The 17445-nt window shown below is 62.6% G+C and carries 5 protein-coding genes; all 5 read left to right on the forward strand.

Annotated elements, in window-relative coordinates; all coding sequences use genetic code 11:
• Positions 1–206: 206 nt before the first annotated feature.
• The 5 genes from ACQRAX_RS04535 to ACQRAX_RS04555 are packed head-to-tail and all read left to right on the forward strand — an operon-like array spanning position 207 to position 17441.
• Positions 207–11708, forward strand: coding sequence for a VCBS domain-containing protein (locus ACQRAX_RS04535; RefSeq protein ID WP_412039237.1), 11502 nt, complete (start codon positions 207–209; stop codon positions 11706–11708).
• A gap of 20 nt (positions 11709–11728) precedes the next feature.
• Entirely contained in the window at positions 11729–13261 is a 1533-nt protein-coding gene (locus tag ACQRAX_RS04540; RefSeq protein WP_412039236.1) for a TolC family protein, read from the forward strand.
• Positions 13245–14012 carry an efflux RND transporter periplasmic adaptor subunit gene (locus ACQRAX_RS04545; RefSeq protein ID WP_412039235.1) on the forward strand — a complete coding sequence of 256 codons (768 nt, stop codon included), beginning with the start codon at positions 13245–13247 and terminating at the stop codon, positions 14010–14012. Before ACQRAX_RS04540 ends, ACQRAX_RS04545 begins: the two co-directional genes overlap by 17 nt.
• Complete coding sequence (locus tag ACQRAX_RS04550) at positions 14005–15345, forward strand: efflux RND transporter periplasmic adaptor subunit (RefSeq protein WP_412039234.1); 1341 nt, start codon at positions 14005–14007, stop codon at positions 15343–15345. Before ACQRAX_RS04545 ends, ACQRAX_RS04550 begins: the two co-directional genes overlap by 8 nt.
• Entirely contained in the window at positions 15345–17441 is a 2097-nt protein-coding gene (locus ACQRAX_RS04555; RefSeq protein WP_412039378.1) for an HlyD family efflux transporter periplasmic adaptor subunit, read from the forward strand. Before ACQRAX_RS04550 ends, ACQRAX_RS04555 begins: the two co-directional genes overlap by 1 nt.
• Positions 17442–17445 lie beyond the last annotated feature (4 nt).

The raw sequence follows: 17445 nt of genomic DNA on the forward strand, positions 1-17445 counted from the left end.
GGGTTCTACGCTTGCACCTGCCGCTTGCAATCGACTATAGAGCCGCTCCTCAGAACCGCCCTACAAGGCTAAAAAAAACGACTAGGCTATTTTTGATACCCAGCAACGCCAGCCCCTTCCCTAATCAGCATCTGAGGGACTGACCGCTGTGTGGCGACGCCCCTGATGGCCTGCCCTCTCCCAGGGCTCAGAGTGATGATGTGGACATGACGACCCAGCCCCGTTCTGCCGTGCCTACTGCGTTCAAACCCCAGCGCCAAGCCATGGCTCTGGAGCCACGCATCTTGTTTGACGGAGCTGCCGCCAGCGCAGCGGCGGACCAACAGCATCAGGACAGCGGCGACAACGCCGATGCCAACAGCGCCCACGCCACCCCCACCGAAGCCCCCACCGAAGCCCGCAGCGAACCCGCTCAGCAACCCTCCGCTGCCCGGCACCTGTTGGTCCTTGATAGCCGCATCGAAGGCCGCGAACAGCTCACCGCCAAACTGCCCGGCAATGTCGACGTACTGGTGGTAGAAGCGAATGAGGATGGCTTGGCGGCGATTTCCACTGCCTTGGCGCAACTGGGCCAGGTCGATTCCATCCAGATACTCTCCCATGGTGCCTCAGGCGAATTCAGCCTGGGCAAGACCACCCTGAACGCTGACAATATCGAACAGTTTTCCCAGCCACTGAGTCAGTGGCGCCAATCCTTGAGCGAAGGCGCAGACATCCAGCTGTATGGCTGCAACGTCGGTGCCGGCAGCGACGGGCGCACCTTGGTCGATGAATTGTCACGCTGGACCGGCGCCGATGTTGGCGCCTCCAACGACAATACTGGCAGCGCCCGCGCTGGCGGTGACTGGAACCTTGAAGTCAGCCGAGGCGCGATCGATAAACCCATTGCCCTGACCGCCACCGCCATGGCTGGCTATGACCGCCTGCTGGCTGCTGGCCCGACTACCGACCTGTCGGGTGGCGCCAACGTCCTGATCGGCGATACCTTCAGCTTTACCGTGACCTTTACCAACAGCACCAGCGACACCGGCTATGCCCCCTTTGTCGACCTGTTCTTGCCAGCCACAGGCAAGGACGGCGCCGGCTCGCAAATCGATGATGGCATCACCTTTGTATCCGCCACCTACCTGGGGCAACCACTGACCGCGCATGTGTTGACCTTCGATGCCAATGGCCGCGCCAACCACCCCTTGGCTGTCGGCACCGACGGCAAGCCACTGGTCATCAATGCCGCCGATTTCGGCATGCGTGCGGGTGATCAGATGGTGGTCCTGGAACTGCCGTTTGCCAGTGTCAGCCAGGGTCAGCCGCCCATCGCCATCCAGGTCACGGCAAGCCTGAGCAATCTGGCCGACACCGACTTTTCCTTTTCCGGCTCAACCCCGGACCTGACCATCCGCGCCCGTAGCGGCTTTCAGTACGGCAACGACTCGCTGAACAACCCCGCCAGCGATCCAAGCATCGTTGAGCCTGCGGCCAACGCCGACAGCTATCTGGTGCACCCGACAGTGATCACCGTCGATCAAGTGGTTACTACCCCGGAAGGTGAAACGGCTACCGGCCCCAACTTCAAGCGCGACCTTGACGTCACCATCACCCCGGCCGATGAACAGACCCTGACCGATGTGGTGATCAAACAACCGGTGCCGGACAATGTCATCGTCACCGCCATCACTCCTGGCGGGGGTGGCACCCTGGCCTCGATCACCCTCTACGATGGCCGCGCCGTCACCAACCCGGCGCTGATCCAGGCAATTCTTGCGCAAAACAACGACGGCAACCTGAGCAACGACCTGTACATTCGTGAGTTCAGCGTCCGTTACCCGACGATCAGTGGCCCGACCAGCACCAACGTGCAATTTTTCGTGCCCGAAGAGGATGCCGACGGCGTACCGGTGATCAGCCCGGTGAGCGGCAACGACGTCACCATTACCTTCGACGGCCCCAGCGCCACCGGCAGCTGGCAACCTCTGGACCCGCGCGATGCAGCCAGCGGCCAGATCGACTTCACTGGCCAGGGTCAGGATGTCAGCTTTATCGCCAAGTCCATCACCCTGGAAAAACAGGTCACCGTCACCGTTGACGGCGGCAGTGCCGGCATCAGTCCGGGTGACACGCTGACCTACGACCTGAAGATCGCCCTGTCCGATTACTTCGCTTATGGCGAGACGTTTCTTGGCGGTGGCAGCTTCGTCATCGCCGATGGTTTGAGCGACGGCCAGAACCTGGTGGCTAACAGCCCTACCCTGACCCTGACGGTCAATGGCGTTACCCAGAGCATTACTCTGGTCCGCAGCAGCGTGGTCAATAGCGACGGCACTACCTCGATGGTCTTTGACATTGGCCAGTCGATGCGCAATGCCTTCGCCACGCGCACCTGGCTCAACGGTGACCTGGCCTTCGATGACTTGCTTCAGGGCGCGACCCTGGCGGTGATCAGCTATCAGGCCCGAGTTGCTCAAAGCTATACCCCACCCGCCGGCAACCCGCACAGTGAAATCAACGAAGGCGACCCGTTGGGCAACCAGGCCACCGTCACCGCCACCGTGCTGCTGGATCCGCTGAACCTCAGCGGTCAAGACCAGAACGACAGTTCCAGTACCCTCTCGCGTATCCCCAACAGCCAAGTGCAGATCGACCTCTCCGACCTCAACGGCAACGGTGCTCCTGCGCCCGGCACGGAGCTGCGCCCCGGTGACAGCGTCACCTTCCGCTTGAGCTATGACCTGGTGACCGGCGACTACGAGAACTTCAAGCTCACCGCTTACTTGCCATTGCCGTTGTTCGACCTCAGTGGCCTGGACCTCAACAGCATCTGGCGTCTGGCCACCGGTAACACCAACCCCGACAGCCCCACCTCAGTCACCCTGGGCCCGGGTAACTCGCTGGTGTTCACCTTCGCCGACTACGTCAACCCCGGGGTCAATGGCAGCCGGATCGCGATTGACTTTACCCTGACCGTCAGTGACCAGCCGTTTGCCGACCAGCGTGCGTTCAACGTACTGGGTGAGTCCAGCCAGACCCGCACCCTGGACAAGAGCGTTCTGCAGACCACCGATGACGTGACCCTGATCGCCTCGGTCGCCGAACCGGTCCTGAGTATCAGCCACGGCGTGGTGTCTACCAGCCACGGTACGGTAACCGGCACCACCGGCAGTTGGAATGCCCCCGGTGGCACCGGCATCCCCTTCAACGGCAGCATTACCGACATCACCGCCGTCAACGGTAATGTCAGCGGTATCGATGCCAATGACCGCCTGCGCCTGGCTACCGCCATCGAAAACCTTGGCGGCGGCAATGCCTTTGACGTCAGCACACGAATCACCTTGCCTCCTGGACTGTCATTTGTCGGTGGCAGCCTGTCGGCGGCCAATCTGCTGATCTACCGGGGTGACGGCACGCGCCTGATCGCCGGCACCCATTACACCGTCAACAACGCCACCAATACCATCACCTTTATCGACAGCGCCGGTGTCGGCGCCCTGCTCGCCGGCCGTCCCGGTACGGCTGCCGACACCAGCGGCGCCAACCTGGTGGTAATTACCTACGAGGTCAACGTCGCCTCGTCCATTGCCGCCAGCAGGTCCCTGCAGAGCACCGCGCAATTGACTGGCTACGCCAGTGTCGAGGGTGGGCAGAACTTCCTCGGGGCGACGCCCTTGAGCGACTTGGCCAACCAGCAGGTCGCCGCTCCGACGATCACCAAGACCTATGCCGGCGGAAGCCTCGACAACAGTGACTCAAGCGCCAGCCACACCACCGGGGCAAACCTGGTGGTGGGCGAAAGCATGCTCTATGACATTGTCGTCACCCTGCCCGAAGGCACCACGCAGACCTTGCGCATCGATGACCTGATTCCGCCCGGCATGCGCCTGGATACCAGCTTCAACAATCAAGGCTATCTGCTGATCACCACCGCCGGGGGTGTACTGGCGCAAAACTTCGGCGGCACGGTCACCATTGGCAGCCTCACCGCACCGTCAGGCACGTTGGGCGCTGACGGTGTTGACGCTCGGTTTACCTTTACCGTCTCCACCACCAGCGGTGACAACAACACCGCCAACAACAGCTTCGTCATTCGCCTGCGCCTGGTGGCCAGCAACGTGACCAGCAACCAGACCAGCGCTGTGCGTCTGAATGATGCCACCCTCACCTACAGCGACCCTGACGGTGATACGCCCAACGCCAGCACGCCGGTCAACCGTGACGTAGCGGTTACGGGAAGCAAGCCCAGCGTGACCATTCAGGAACCCACCCTGCAACTGGGCCAGCAATTGATCACCCCACCAGGGATCGGCTTCGACCAAGGTGACCCGCTTGAATACACCATCACCCTCACTAACGGCTCTGCCGGTAGCGACTACGATGCCTACGACATCGCCTTCAGCAGCCAGCTGCCAACCGAACTGGACCAACTGACCCTGGTCAGCGTGATCTACACCGTCAATGGCGTCAGCACCAACATCACTGGCAGCTTCAGCCTTGACCCGAGCGGCCGCACCCTGGTCAACAGTGGCAATGTCGACATCGCCAAAGGCGGCAGCGTGGTCATCCGTGTGTCTGGCGTGGTCAATGCCACTGGCGCCTCGGTGGCGCAATTCGACAACCTCGCCCAAGTGCGCTGGACCAGCCTCAATGGCAACAGCAGCGCAGGTGCCGATCCGGCTGGCGAGCGCACAGGCCAGGATGGCCCACTCAACGGTGGCACCCTCAACGACTACCGCCGCGACAGCGTGCTGATCATCCCGGTCGCCCAGGGCATCAAGTTTTCCCGGGTCGGCGGCCTGCCCGACACCAGCGCCCCCAACCCGACCAATGCCCTGCAAGAGACGGCGGCCATCGGTGAAATCATCCGTTACCGCGCCACGGTGTTGGTGCCCGAAGGCAATAACCCCAATTACCAGCTGGTGATTACCCTGGGTCAGGGCCTGACCCTGGCGGACCTGAGCACGATGCGCATCGGTTTTGTCTCCGACGGCGGCCTGGTCACCAGCCTGAGTGACTTGATCACCAGCGGCACCTTGCAGATCATCGGCAACGAGGACAGCCCCGAAGCCCAGTTCATCACCCCGGACCTTTCCGGCGCGGCGCCCACCGGGGTACTCAACTCGGCTTACGTGCAACTGAGTACCGATGCCAACGGCAACCAGATCATCACCCTCAACCTGGGCAATATCACCAACGGCGCCTTTGGCGGCGGTAACGATGGCAACGATGACGACCTAGAAGGCATCGTGGTGGAGTTCAGTGCCAGGGTCGACAACCGGGTCGAGAACCAGGCCGGCGATGTCCTCGGCGCCACGGTTCAGGATCGGGTAGACGGTATTACCCGCGCCACCAGCAACACCTTGAGCGAACGTATCGTCGAAGCTGGTTTTACCGGCCTGAACAAACAGGTCACCGACTTCAGCCCCAATCCGGGCACTACCCTGGGCAGCGCAACGGTCAGCGTCAGCTTTACTGCCAGCGGGGGCCTACCGGCGTATGACGTGCACCTGACTGACGGCTTCCCGACGGGCAGCAACTACAACCTGATCAGCATCACCATAGGCAGCACCACCTACGGCCCAGGTAACCTGCCGGCTGGGGTGACTTTCAGCACCAGCGGTGGCCTGAGTGTGGACATTGCCCGGGTCGACATCGGCACCCAGGTCCGCGTGTTGTACTCGGTCAGTGTCCCCAATGGCACAGCCATCGCCAGCAGCGATGCCAGCTTGAGCTGGAGCAGCCTGCCAGAGACGTTCACCAGTTGGGGTGGCTCAGCCGTAGGAGCCGACAGCAGCGCCAGCGGCGAGCGTACCGGCGCCAACGGCCCTGGTCCGGATGCCAGCACCCTGAACAACTATGTGCTGCGCGAAGGTGCGGGCCTGGGGATCATCAGTGGCACGCTTTGGAACGATACCGTCACTGCCGCCACAGCGCCTAACGACGCCACCCCGGATGTGGATCCGGTACCCGGCACACCTGGCTATGAACTGGCCGTACCCAACCAGACAATCAACCTGATCTGGGCGGGTACTGATGGCATCCTCGGCAATGCTGACGACAAAACCTTCAGCACCACCACCGACAGCAATGGCCGCTTTACGTTTGGCGTGTTGCCCTCTGGTCTGTACCGCCTGGACGCCCCCACCACGGTCAACAGCATCGCCCAGTTCGGCGAGTTGCGCCTGCGCATAGACACGGACGCAGGCACACTCGGCCAGGTGGGCGTGACCCTGGGCGAAGGCAGCACTGCGCAGGCCAACTCAGGGTATGTCGAACTCAATGACGCGCCAGTCAACAGTCTGCCCGGGCTGCAGAGTGGCCTGGAGGATGTGCCGCTGGCAATCCCCGGCATCCGTGTCAGTGACATCGATGCCGAGCGCGATCCGGACGTCAATGGCCGCGCGATCCAGGTCACCCTCACGGTCACCCACGGCACCCTGTCGCTGACCGGAACTACCAGCGGCGTCACAGTCGGTGGCAACGGCACAGCAACGCTGGTGCTACTGGGCCGAATCGCCGACATCAATGCGGCGTTGGCCGGTCTGAGCTACCTTGGCAACCTGAACTTCAACGGCAATGACTTTCTTCAAGTCACCACCACTGACCAGGGCAACTACGGCGATTTCGATGGTAACGGCGTACCTGGGCAGGCGACCGATGCGCGCACCGACCGAGACGTTCTAGTGATCAACCTCGCCCCAGTCAATGATCGGCCAGCGGCCGTGAATGACAATGCGACTGCGGTCGAGGCTGGCGGTACCGATAACCGCCTGGAGGGTGTGGACCCACGGGGTAATCTTCTCGATAACGACACTGATGTCGACATCCCCACCAATGGCGACTTCCTCAACGTGGTCTCGGTGACTTCACCGCTGGGCGTGGTGGTATCGGTGCCGGTGGTCGGCTCGGTGGAGGTCATTGGCCGCTACGGCAAGCTGGTGATCCAGGCCAATGGCGCCTATCAGTACATCGTCGATAACAACAACGCCGAAATCCAGGCGCTGCGCCTGGCCGGCGACCAGTTGACCGAGGTCTTCAACTATACCGTCTCCGACATCGGCCTGGGCGGCGCACCGTTGCAGTCCAGTGCCACCTTGAACGTGTTGATCCAGGGTGCCAACGATGCCCCGGACGCGGCAAATGATACCGCCACCGCCATTGAACAAGGCGGCGTCAACAACACTGACAATGGCAACCCCAATGACACCCCGCCCAATGGCTTCCCGATTGACGGGGTCAACCCGACGGGCAATGTGCTGACTAACGACAATGATGTCGATGGTGGCGAGCGCGCAACCGATCCGATCGATTACGGTGAGACCCAAGCGGTTACTGGCGTGCGACCCTTGCGTGAAGCAGCCAGTGGGCCGCTGACCGTGGTGCCTGCCGGTGGGTCGATCAGCGTCACCGGCACCTACGGCACCCTGACAATTGCTTCCGATGGCACCTATACCTACGTGATCGACAACAGCAACACTGCCGTGCAGCGACTGGGCCCGAATGACACCCTGACCGAGTACTTCAGTTACCAGGTCACCGATCAACTCGGCCTGAACGACCTGGCTGAACTGCGCATTACCGTGGTCGGCAACTACGACAACCCTGTGGCCAGCGACGATCAAGCGGCCGCTCAAGCCGGGGCCAGTAACGCCGCCCCGGAAAGTAACCCGACTGGCAACGTCATTCTGTTTCCCAGCCGTCCGGGACCGATCAACCAGCCTGGCGGCACCGGCGTCGACCTGGATGTGGACCGCGCCGATCGTCCGAGCTCAGTGCTCAAGGTCAACGGTATCCGCAATGGCCCAGAGCTTGCCGGCGGCATCCTGACTACGGTGGGCACTGGCGCGGTAATCGTCCAGGCAAATTTCGCCCAGTTCGACAACGGCGATCCCGTGGGCAGTTCAGTGAACTACGGCACACTAACCATCAACCCCGACGGATCATTCAGTTTCGACGTCAACAGTGACAACCCTGAAATCGTCGCCCTGGCGCGTGGCGCGACGATGAACGTCATTTTTACCTACCAGGTGGTCGACTCGGCTGGGCTTACCGACACCGCGCAACTGGTGATTGTGGTGCGCGGTGCCAACAATCCGCCGCACGCGCAAGATGCCGTGGCGTTGGCCACCGAAACAGGCGGGCTCAACAACACTGCAGCCGGCGTCGACCCCGGCGTACCTCCGGCCCCGGGGCGGCAAGTCAGCTTTGTCGACCCTGACGGCGATCCGGTCAGCGTAACCGCTGTGCGCACCGGTCGAGAGACGGACACCGGCACCGCCGGGGTCGTCGGCAGCGCGCTCAACGGTAGCTACGGCGCACTGACGATCAACGCCGATGGCACCTATCGCTATGTGGTCGACAACGATAATCCCGAGGTCGACGCCCTGCGCGGACCGGATGATCTGTTGGTCGAAGTCTTCACCTATCGGGTCACCGACGCCGATGGTGAGTTCGATGATGCGCAGATTATCATCGTCATTCGTGGCCAGAACGATAACCCGGTGGCCGACAACGACGTGGCCGAGGCGGTAGAGGCCGGTGGCGTCAACAACGCCAGCGGTGGCAGTGACCCGAGCGGTAATGTGCTAGACGATGACACCGATGTCGATGGCGGTGCCGGCGACCCGATCGACTATGGCGAAACCAAAGCGGTGAGCGCGGTACGTACTGGCGCTGTTGAGGGTGCCGGGACTGCCGGCACCCTGGGTAACGAATTGCGCGGCACCTATGGTTGGCTGACCCTCAATGCCGATGGCAGTTACAGCTATCGCCTGGACAACAGCCTGGCGGCGGTGCAGGCCCTGCGACCGGGTAATACACTGATCGAAACCTTCAATTACACCGTGGTCGATACCGCAGGCGCCACCGACACCGCGCTGTTGACCATCACCATTCGCGGCAGCAACGATGCGCCGGTGGCCAACAACGACAACGCCATCGCGGTCGAGGCCGGTGGCTTGAACAACAGCACCGCCGGCACTAACCCGAGCGGCAACGTGCTCAGCAACGACACCGATGTCGACCGCTTCGGTGAAACCCTGACGGTGACTGGCGTGCGTCAGGGACTGAGCATCGGCAGCCTCGGCAACAGCTTTGCCGGCGAGTACGGCAGCCTGACGCTCAATGCCGACGGTAGCTACAGCTACCTGATCGACAACTCCGATCCTCTGGTGCAAGCCCTGCGCAGGGCCAGCGATACCTTGCGCGAGACCTTCACCTACACCATCCGTGATCTGACCGGCGCCACCAGCACCGCCACCTTGACCATCACCCTCCAGGGGCGCAACGACAACCCGATAGCCGTCAACGACAGCGCGGTGGCTGTCGAAGCCGGCGGCACTAACAATGGGACTGCCGGTGTCGCCCCTACCGGTAACCTGTTGAGCAATGACCGCGATGTCGATGCGGGGGACACCAAGTCCGACAATGGCATTCGTATCGGCGGCATCCTTGCCGGTGGCACCTTTGTTACGGTCAACGGTAGCCAGATCATACGCGGCACCTACGGCACTCTGACGGTGTTCACCAACGGCGACTACCGCTACCTGGTCAACAATGACTTGGCTGCCGTCCAGGCGCTCAAGCCCGGCGATACCTTACAGGAGCTGTTTACCTACCGCATGCGTGACGCCGCTGGCGCCCTGGGTGTGGCGCAACTGACCCTGACCATCGAGGGGGCCTGGGATGCGCCGGTAGCGCGCAACGACATCGATCTGGGCGTCGCCGACAATGGCGATGGCCGGGTCCTCAATCCCAGCGGCAACGTGCTGCCCAACGACAGCGATGTCGACCAAGGGGACCAACTTACAGTCACAGGTATCCGTACCGGCGCTGAAAGCGGCACTGGCGTTGCCGGCACCGTTGGCAACGTATTGATCGGCCAATACGGCACCCTGGTTATCAATGCCGATGGCAGCTACACCTACACCATCGATACCTCCAATCCGGCGGTACTGGCCCTGGACCTCTTGCAAACCGTGGTTGACCGCTTCACCTACGAAGTTACTGATCGTGGCGGGCTCAGCGACCTTGCCCAATTGTCAATCGTCATCATCGGCCGCAACGATGCCCCTCACGGTACTGACGACAGTGCCACGGCCATCGAGGCCGGTGGCTTGAACAACGCCACGCCGGGCCTGAACCCCAGCGGCAATGTTCTGACCAACGACGGGGACCTGGAAAACGACACCCTCACCATTTCGGCGATCCGCACTGGCAGCGAAACCGGCAGCGGTACCGACGGCACGCTGGGCACCAGCCTGCGCGGGCTGTATGGCAACCTGGTGATGAACGCCGACGGCAGCTGGACCTACACCGTCGACAACAGCCTGGCAGCGGTTCAGGCCTTGCGCACCAGTGGTCAGGTACTGGCGGACACCTTCACCTACACGGTGGTCGACCCGCATCAGGCCGACGACACCGCACAATTGCGCATTACCATCGACGGCCGCAACGATACGCCGATTGCCGTCGACGATAGCAGCATCGCGGTCGAGGCCGGCGGCATCGCTAACAACGCCCCCGGTGTGAACCCTACCGGCAACGTTCTGGACAACGACACTGACGTCGACAGCCCAACGCTGGGTGAAACCCGTCAAGTGTTGTCAGTGACCAGTGAAACCGGCACCGTCGCCCTCGCCGGCCAGACACTGGTGGGGCGTTATGGCCAGTTGGTGCTCAATGCCAATGGCAGTTACCGGTACGTGCTGGACAACAACAATCCTGTGGTCCAGGCCCTGCGCACAGCAGGACAAACCCTGCGCGAAGTTTTCACCTACCGCATGCACGACACCACCGGCGCCGAATCTGTAGCACGCTTGAATGTGGTGATTCAGGGGGCCAATGATGCGCCGCTTGCCCGCGACGACAGCAACGTCGCCAGTGATCAAGTATCGGCCCCGCAATCGGTTGGCAACGTGCTGCCCAATGACAGTGATGTCGATGGCGGTGAACAACTCAGTGTCAGCGCTATTCGTACCGGTGCCGAAGCAGGCAGCGGCGCGGCGGGCGTTGTCGGCCAGCCATTGGCTGGGCGCTACGGCACCTTGGTGATCAACGCGGATGGCAGCTACACCTACACCATCGACCAGAGCAACCCCGAGGTGCTGGCCGCCGCCGGGTTGGGGCAAGTCCTCCAGGACGTGTTCACCTATACACTCAGCGACCGCGCTGGCGCGACCGACCTCGCCCAGTTGACCATTACGCTGGACATCGCCGCACCGTTCATTCCCGCCCCCGGTGGCCCTTTCTTCGACCGCGACATCAATGACCCGCTGCAGAATCTGCCGTTGCCCGACGTTGATCCGGCGGTATTCGTTGGCCCGGTGGTGGAACGTGAAAGTCGTCTCCTTGAATTCTCCGGCTGGCAGGCCGATGGCAGTAACCTGAGCTACGGGCGTACGCCTGAGATTCTCAGCGAAACCTTGAACCAGCGCCTTGGCTTGATTCAAGGGCAGTTCGTTGCTGGCGCGGTGCGTGGCAGCCGTCTGGCCAGTGAAGGCGATATGGCCTGGATCCTCGGTCGTCAGTCACGCATCAACCTCAGCGCCGACGGCTTGCTCCCCGACCCTTCAGTGTTCGCCACCGATGCCGCGCACCTGAGCCAGGGTGATGCCCAGTTACCGCCGCCCTCAGAAACACGCGTTGCCTCGGGCTTTCGCGCGCAGCTACGTGAAGCTGCCGAACGCTTGCGCGCTATGGATAACCGTACCAACGAATAAACAAGGACCAAGGACAGACCATGCCAAGACTGCCCCAGACGTTGTTCAGTACGGCCATCGCCTCCACCCTATTGCTGGCCGCGTGCTCTGCGACCAAGCCGCAGCCCTACAGCGAGGATGAGGCACGCCAGCGGATCCTCCACGACCAAACCCAGATGTATGCCAATCAAGAGCCCGTCAGCAAACCCATCACCTTCTACGAAGCGGCGGCGCGGGCCTTGAAGTACAACCTCGATTACCGCCTCAAATTGATGGAAAGCGCGTTGGCCAGTGACCTGCGCGACGTCTCCAGCCACGAGATGCTGCCGCGCCTGGTGGCCTCGGCCGGCTACGCCGGACGCAACAACGACTCCGGGGGTACCTCGATCGGCATTGAGGACCGCCAGGAAAGCTTGCGCGCCTCCACTTCCGAAGAACGCTATCGCGAACTCTATGGCCTGGGTTTGAGCTGGAGCCTGCTGGATTTTGGCGTGGCCTATTTCCGCACCCAACAGAAAACCGATCAGATCCTCATGGCCGAAGAGCGTCGACGCAAAGTGGCGCAGAACGTCCTGCAGGATGTGCGTAATGCCTATTGGCGCGCCCTCAGCGCGCAACGGCTGATGCCCCAGGTCGACCGTCTGCTGGTGCGCACCCACCAGGCTTTGCTCTCGGCACGCCAGGCCGAGAGCAAAGGCTTACTGCCGCGCCAGGAGATCCTCGCCTATCAGCGTGCCCTGCTCGATTCCATTTACCTGCTGACCGTACGGCGCCAGGATCTGGAGTTCGCCCGTGCCGAGCTGTCGGCACTGATGTCGCTGCCACCGGGCTCACGCATGGTGTTGGCCGACGAGGTCGAACCGAGCCTGCCGCACATGGCACAGAACATCGACCAGCTTGAACAGTTGTCGCTGAAAAACCGCCCGGAAATCATGGAGGAGTGGTACCGCAAGCGGGTCAACGAGAATGATCTGAAGATTGCCAAGGCACAGTTGTGGCCCAACGTCAGCCTGGATTTTGGCTACAAGTACGACTCCAACAAGTACCTCTACAACAGCGACTGGACCGATACCAGCCTACAGGTGTCGATGAACCTGCTGCGCCTGCTGCAACTGCCCTCGCTCAATCGCGCCAGTGAGTCGCAGGCGCAGACCGACGACATGCGCCGGGTGGCCTTGTCCATGGCGATTCTGACCCAGGTGCGGGTCGGCACCCTGCGCTACCAGCTGGCCCGTCAGGAAGTCGAATTTGCCAATCAGAGCCTGCAGGTGGACCAGAGCCTGTTGAACTACGCTGAAGCAGCACGGACCACTTCCTATGGCTCAGAGCTGGAGGTGATTCGCGCTGAAGGCCGTTACCTGCTCTCGCGTTACCAGCGTGAGGCCGCCTACTCCAGTGCTCAGGCAGCCTGGGGCCGGCTGTACAACTCGGTGGGCCTGGACACCCTGCCCAAGGAAATTGAAAAACACGACATCCAGACCCTGGCCCGGGAAATCCAACGGACTCTGGATGATCAGGAACGCAGCAACCTTCTTGTCAGCACGCAAGGAACGCCGAATGCCATACAACCCTGAGCGCCGTTTGCTCGTAGTGATACTGTCGCTGTTAATGACCCCGGCCTTGGCCGCTGAGGGCGAGCCGGCCCTTAACCCAGAGCAACCCGGCACCATCCGCGTATTGCTGGTTGCTGGCCTGGAAACCACCCTCTCCAGCCAGATGAGCGGCACCCTTGGCCAGTTCAATGCGGCGCTTGGCCAGACCGTGGCCAAGGATGCCGTGCTGGCCCGCTTCAACTGCGCCGAAGCCCAGGCACGCGCGCGGGTTGCCGCCGCTGAGCTGACCATGGCCCGGCAGAACCTCGACGCCAAGCGCAACCTGCGCAAACTGGATGCCGTCGGTGACCTGGAAGTGGCCATGGCCAACACTGAACTGCAGAAGGCCGACGGCGCCCGCGCCCTGGCCCAGGCGCAGAGTGGCTACTGTGTGGTGCAAGCGCCGTTTGCCGGGCGTGTTGCCAAAGTCCATGCCAAGCCATTCCAGACCGTGGCAGCCGGTACGCCGCTGTTCGACCTGGTCAGTGATGGTGCGCTCAAGGTGCGCCTGAACGTGCCTTCCAACCTGTTACCGCAGCTCAAGGGCAACCAGGCGCTGGAGGTCGATATACTCGAAACCGGCAAGGTCTACCCCGCGCATGTCAGCGCTATCAATGCCCGGGTCGACGCGGTCGCACAAACGGTGGAGCTGGAAGCCCGGCTGGACGCCGCCCATCCAGAGCTGATCGCCGGCATGAGCGGCACCGCCCGCTTCCCCCGCGCCAATGACTGAGCCGCTACCGCACCCGCAACTGCTGCTGGCCATCGCAGCCCTGCGCGACCGCGCCCTGGCCGCCGACTCGCTCAATGCCCTGGGCTTCTCAATCGCCAACGACCCTTACCCGCTGTTGCAGTACCACCAGGCGCTGGTGTTCCAGCAACAGGGCCAAAACCTGGAGCTGCTCTGTGTGTCGGGCCTGGCCCGGTCCACTGAAGACTCGCCCTATCTGGTCTGGCTGCAACGCGCGGTGCGCTGGATTGCAACCCAGCTTGAAAGCGATCAAGCGTATTGGTTGGCACGCGACGCGCTGACCCCACCGGCGGACATCGAAGAAGGCTGGGCCGAATGGTGGCCTCATGGATTGTGGTGCATTCCATTGCATGGCCGCGACGGTAAGCGCCTGGGTCTGGTGCTGTTTCTGCTCGATGCCGCGCCAGCGCACGCATTGCAGCCGCTGTTCGAAGGCTTATGGCGAACCTGGGCGCACTGCTGGGCGGGCTTTACCAAACAACGCCGGCTGACACGTTGGCGGCCGAGCAAGCGTCAATGGCTGCTGGTCCTTGCGGTACTGGTCGCCTTAATGCTGGTGCCCGTCAGGCAGACCGCTCTGGCGCCGGCCGAGATTATCTCGCGCCAGGCGATGATCATCAGCTCACCGATTGATGGCGTGATCCAGAGCATGCCGGTGCGCCCCAATCAACCGGTGGAAAAAGACACGCCGTTGTTCAATCTCGATGAAACCACCCTCAACAGCCGCGCCGATGTCCTCAGCAAGGAGGTAGCGGTGGCCGATGCTGAACTCATGGCTGCCAGCCAGCGAGCATTCGATAACACCCAGAGCAAGAGTGAGCTGACCCTGCTCAACGGCCGGGTGCAACAACGTCGAGCGGAACTTGCTGCCGTCAGAGCGCAACTACAGCGCACCCAGGTCGCTGCACCGCGGGCCGGTGTGGCGGTGTACAGCGATCCCAACGACTGGCTGGGCAAGCCGGTATCGACCGGCGAACGCATCATGTTGATTGCCGACCCTAAACAGCCGGCCATGCTGATCCATTTACCGGTGGCCGATGCCATTGCCCTGGAGCTGGGCGCCGAAGTCACCTTGTTCCTCACCGCCTACCCCTTGACCCCGTTGAAGGGCCAAGTGCTGGAAACCAGCTACCAGGCACAGGCCAACGAAGAAGGGGTGGTGGCTTACCGCCTGCTCGCCAGCATTGACGGCCACCCCGAACATGCACGGCTGGGCCTGCACGGTACCGCGCGCCTGTACGGCGAACGGGTGGTGCTGGGCTACTACCTGTTGCGCAGGCCGTTTGCCGCGCTGCGGGCTTGGAGCGGCTTATGATCGCCAATCCGGCTGAACTTGCGCCACCGCCGCTACGTGACGACCTGCGTTTGCTGGAAACCGCGCCGGACAGCAATGGCGAGCCGGCCTGGGTGATTCACGACACCGTGCTCAACCGCTTCTTTCGTATCGGCTGGCTGGAGTTCGAATGCCTGTTGCGCTGGGAGCGCACGCCCACTGAAATCTGCCAGGCCATCCATGCCGAAACGCCGCTGCGCCCAGGCGTTGAGCAAATCATCGAGTTTCGCCAGTTCCTGGAAAATCACCAACTGGTCCGCCCCGGACGCGAAGCCTTGGCCCGCCTGGCCGCGCGCAGTCAAGACAACGCCTGGCTGAGCTGGCGCTGGTGGCTGCACCACTATCTGTTCTTTCGCGTGCCGCTGCTGCGTCCGCAACAGCATTTGCAGCGGCTGGCGCAGGCACTTGACTGGCTGTTCCAGCCCCTGACCGGCATCGTCGTGCTGTTGCTGGGGATTACCGGTGTACTGTTGGTGCTGCAACAGTGGGACACCTTCACCACGGCCGTGGTCGAGTCGTTTTCCGCCTCCGGATTGGTCAGCTTCGCCATCGCCCTGGCCCTGGCCAAAACCCTGCACGAGCTCGGCCATGCCTTGGTGGCTACCCGCCTGGGGCTGCGCGTGGGCCACATGGGCATCGCCTTCGTGGTGATGTGGCCGATGCTCTACACCGACACGGGTGAGAGCTGGAAACTGCGCAGCGCCAAACAACGCCTGGCGATTGCGTCAGCGGGCATCATCACCGAACTGGCCCTGGCTGGCCTGGCCACCCTCGGCTGGGCCTTGTCGGACCCAGGGCCACTGCGCAACGCCCTGCTCTACCTGGCGACCACCAGTTGGGTACTGTCCCTGGCGCTCAACGCCAGCCCCTTCATGCGTTTCGACGGTTACTTCATTCTTTCCGACCTGCTCGACTTCCCCAATCTGCACGAGCGCTCCTCGGCCTTGGCACGCGCCAGCCTGCGCCGGGTGTTATTGGGCCTGGACGAAGAGTGGCCGGAGTCTTTCCCCGCCGCCAAGCGTCGGGCATTGGTGGCGTTCGCCATGGTCACCTGGGTCTATCGCCTGGTGCTGTTCCTGGGGATTGCCGTGGCGGTGTACCTGCTGTTCTTCAAACTGTTGGGGATTTTTCTGTTTGCCGTCGAGATCGCCTGGTTCATCGTCATGCCGGTGTGGCGTGAGCTCAAGTACTGGTGGAAGCACCGCGACGGTGTCAGTCGCAAGCACCGGCGGCGCTGGTGGCTGGTCGCCGGCTTGGTGTTGCTGCTGTTGGCGGTGCCCTGGCGCACGCAGGTCCAGGCCTTGGGCGTGGCCCGTGCCGAGCATCAACTGCGGGTCTTCGCCCCCTACCCGGCGCGTCTGCAGGCCCTGCATCCCGCAGGCTCAGTGGCAGCAGGCGCAGCCCTGGTGACCCTCGATGAACCGGATATCGCCTCACGCTTGTCCAGCAGCGAAGCCAGCGCCAAAAGCTATCAGGCCCGTCTCGGTGGGTTAATTGCCGACCCTGCGGGCGCTGACCAGGCCATCGCGACCCGCCAGCGTCTCGACGTACAGTTCGAAGAAGCACGCGCCGCGCGCTCGGAGATCGCCCGCTTGACCCTGCAGGCGCCGTTCAGCGGCCAATGGCTGGACCTGGACCCGAGCAGACAAGCCGGTCAGTGGATCAATAGCCGCGAGGCCATTGGTATCCTCGTAGACCCCAACCGCTGGCAAGTGGATGCCTATGTCGACCAAGACGAAGTGCAACATCTGGTAGAGGGCGGCGCGGTGCGTTTCTACCCTGAAGGGCAACCCCAGCCCATCTACGGCAATGTGCTGACCATTGGCAGCACCCGGGTCAGTCAGTTACACCACGCCATGCTCGCGTCACGCTTCGGCGGCCCTTTGACGGTTGCCAGTCGCGGCAAGGAATTGCTGCCAACGCCACCGCTGTTCCATGTTCTGGTCCAGCTCGACGGTGCGCCGCCAGCCCTGCGCGAAACCCGTGGCAGGCTGCAGATAGCCGGCGAGCGCCGCAGCTTACTGACCGAAGGTTTGATCCATGTCGCGGCGGTACTGCTGCGCGAGAGCGGCTTCTGAGGCA

Origin of the sequence: Pseudomonas sp. UM16, assembly GCF_050312595.1 — a bacterium.
GTDB lineage: Bacteria > Pseudomonadota > Gammaproteobacteria > Pseudomonadales > Pseudomonadaceae > Aquipseudomonas.

Excerpts from the sequence above, each read along its gene's own strand:
- ACQRAX_RS04535 (WP_412039237.1), top strand. The coding sequence starts at position 207 with ATGACGACCCAGCCCCGTTCTGCCGTGCCTACTGCGTTCAAACCCCAG.
- ACQRAX_RS04545 (WP_412039235.1), top strand. The coding sequence starts at position 13,245 with ATGCCATACAACCCTGAGCGCCGTTTGCTCGTAGTGATACTGTCGCTG.
- ACQRAX_RS04540 (WP_412039236.1), top strand. The coding sequence starts at position 11,729 with ATGCCAAGACTGCCCCAGACGTTGTTCAGTACGGCCATCGCCTCCACC.
- ACQRAX_RS04550 (WP_412039234.1), top strand. The coding sequence starts at position 14,005 with ATGACTGAGCCGCTACCGCACCCGCAACTGCTGCTGGCCATCGCAGCC.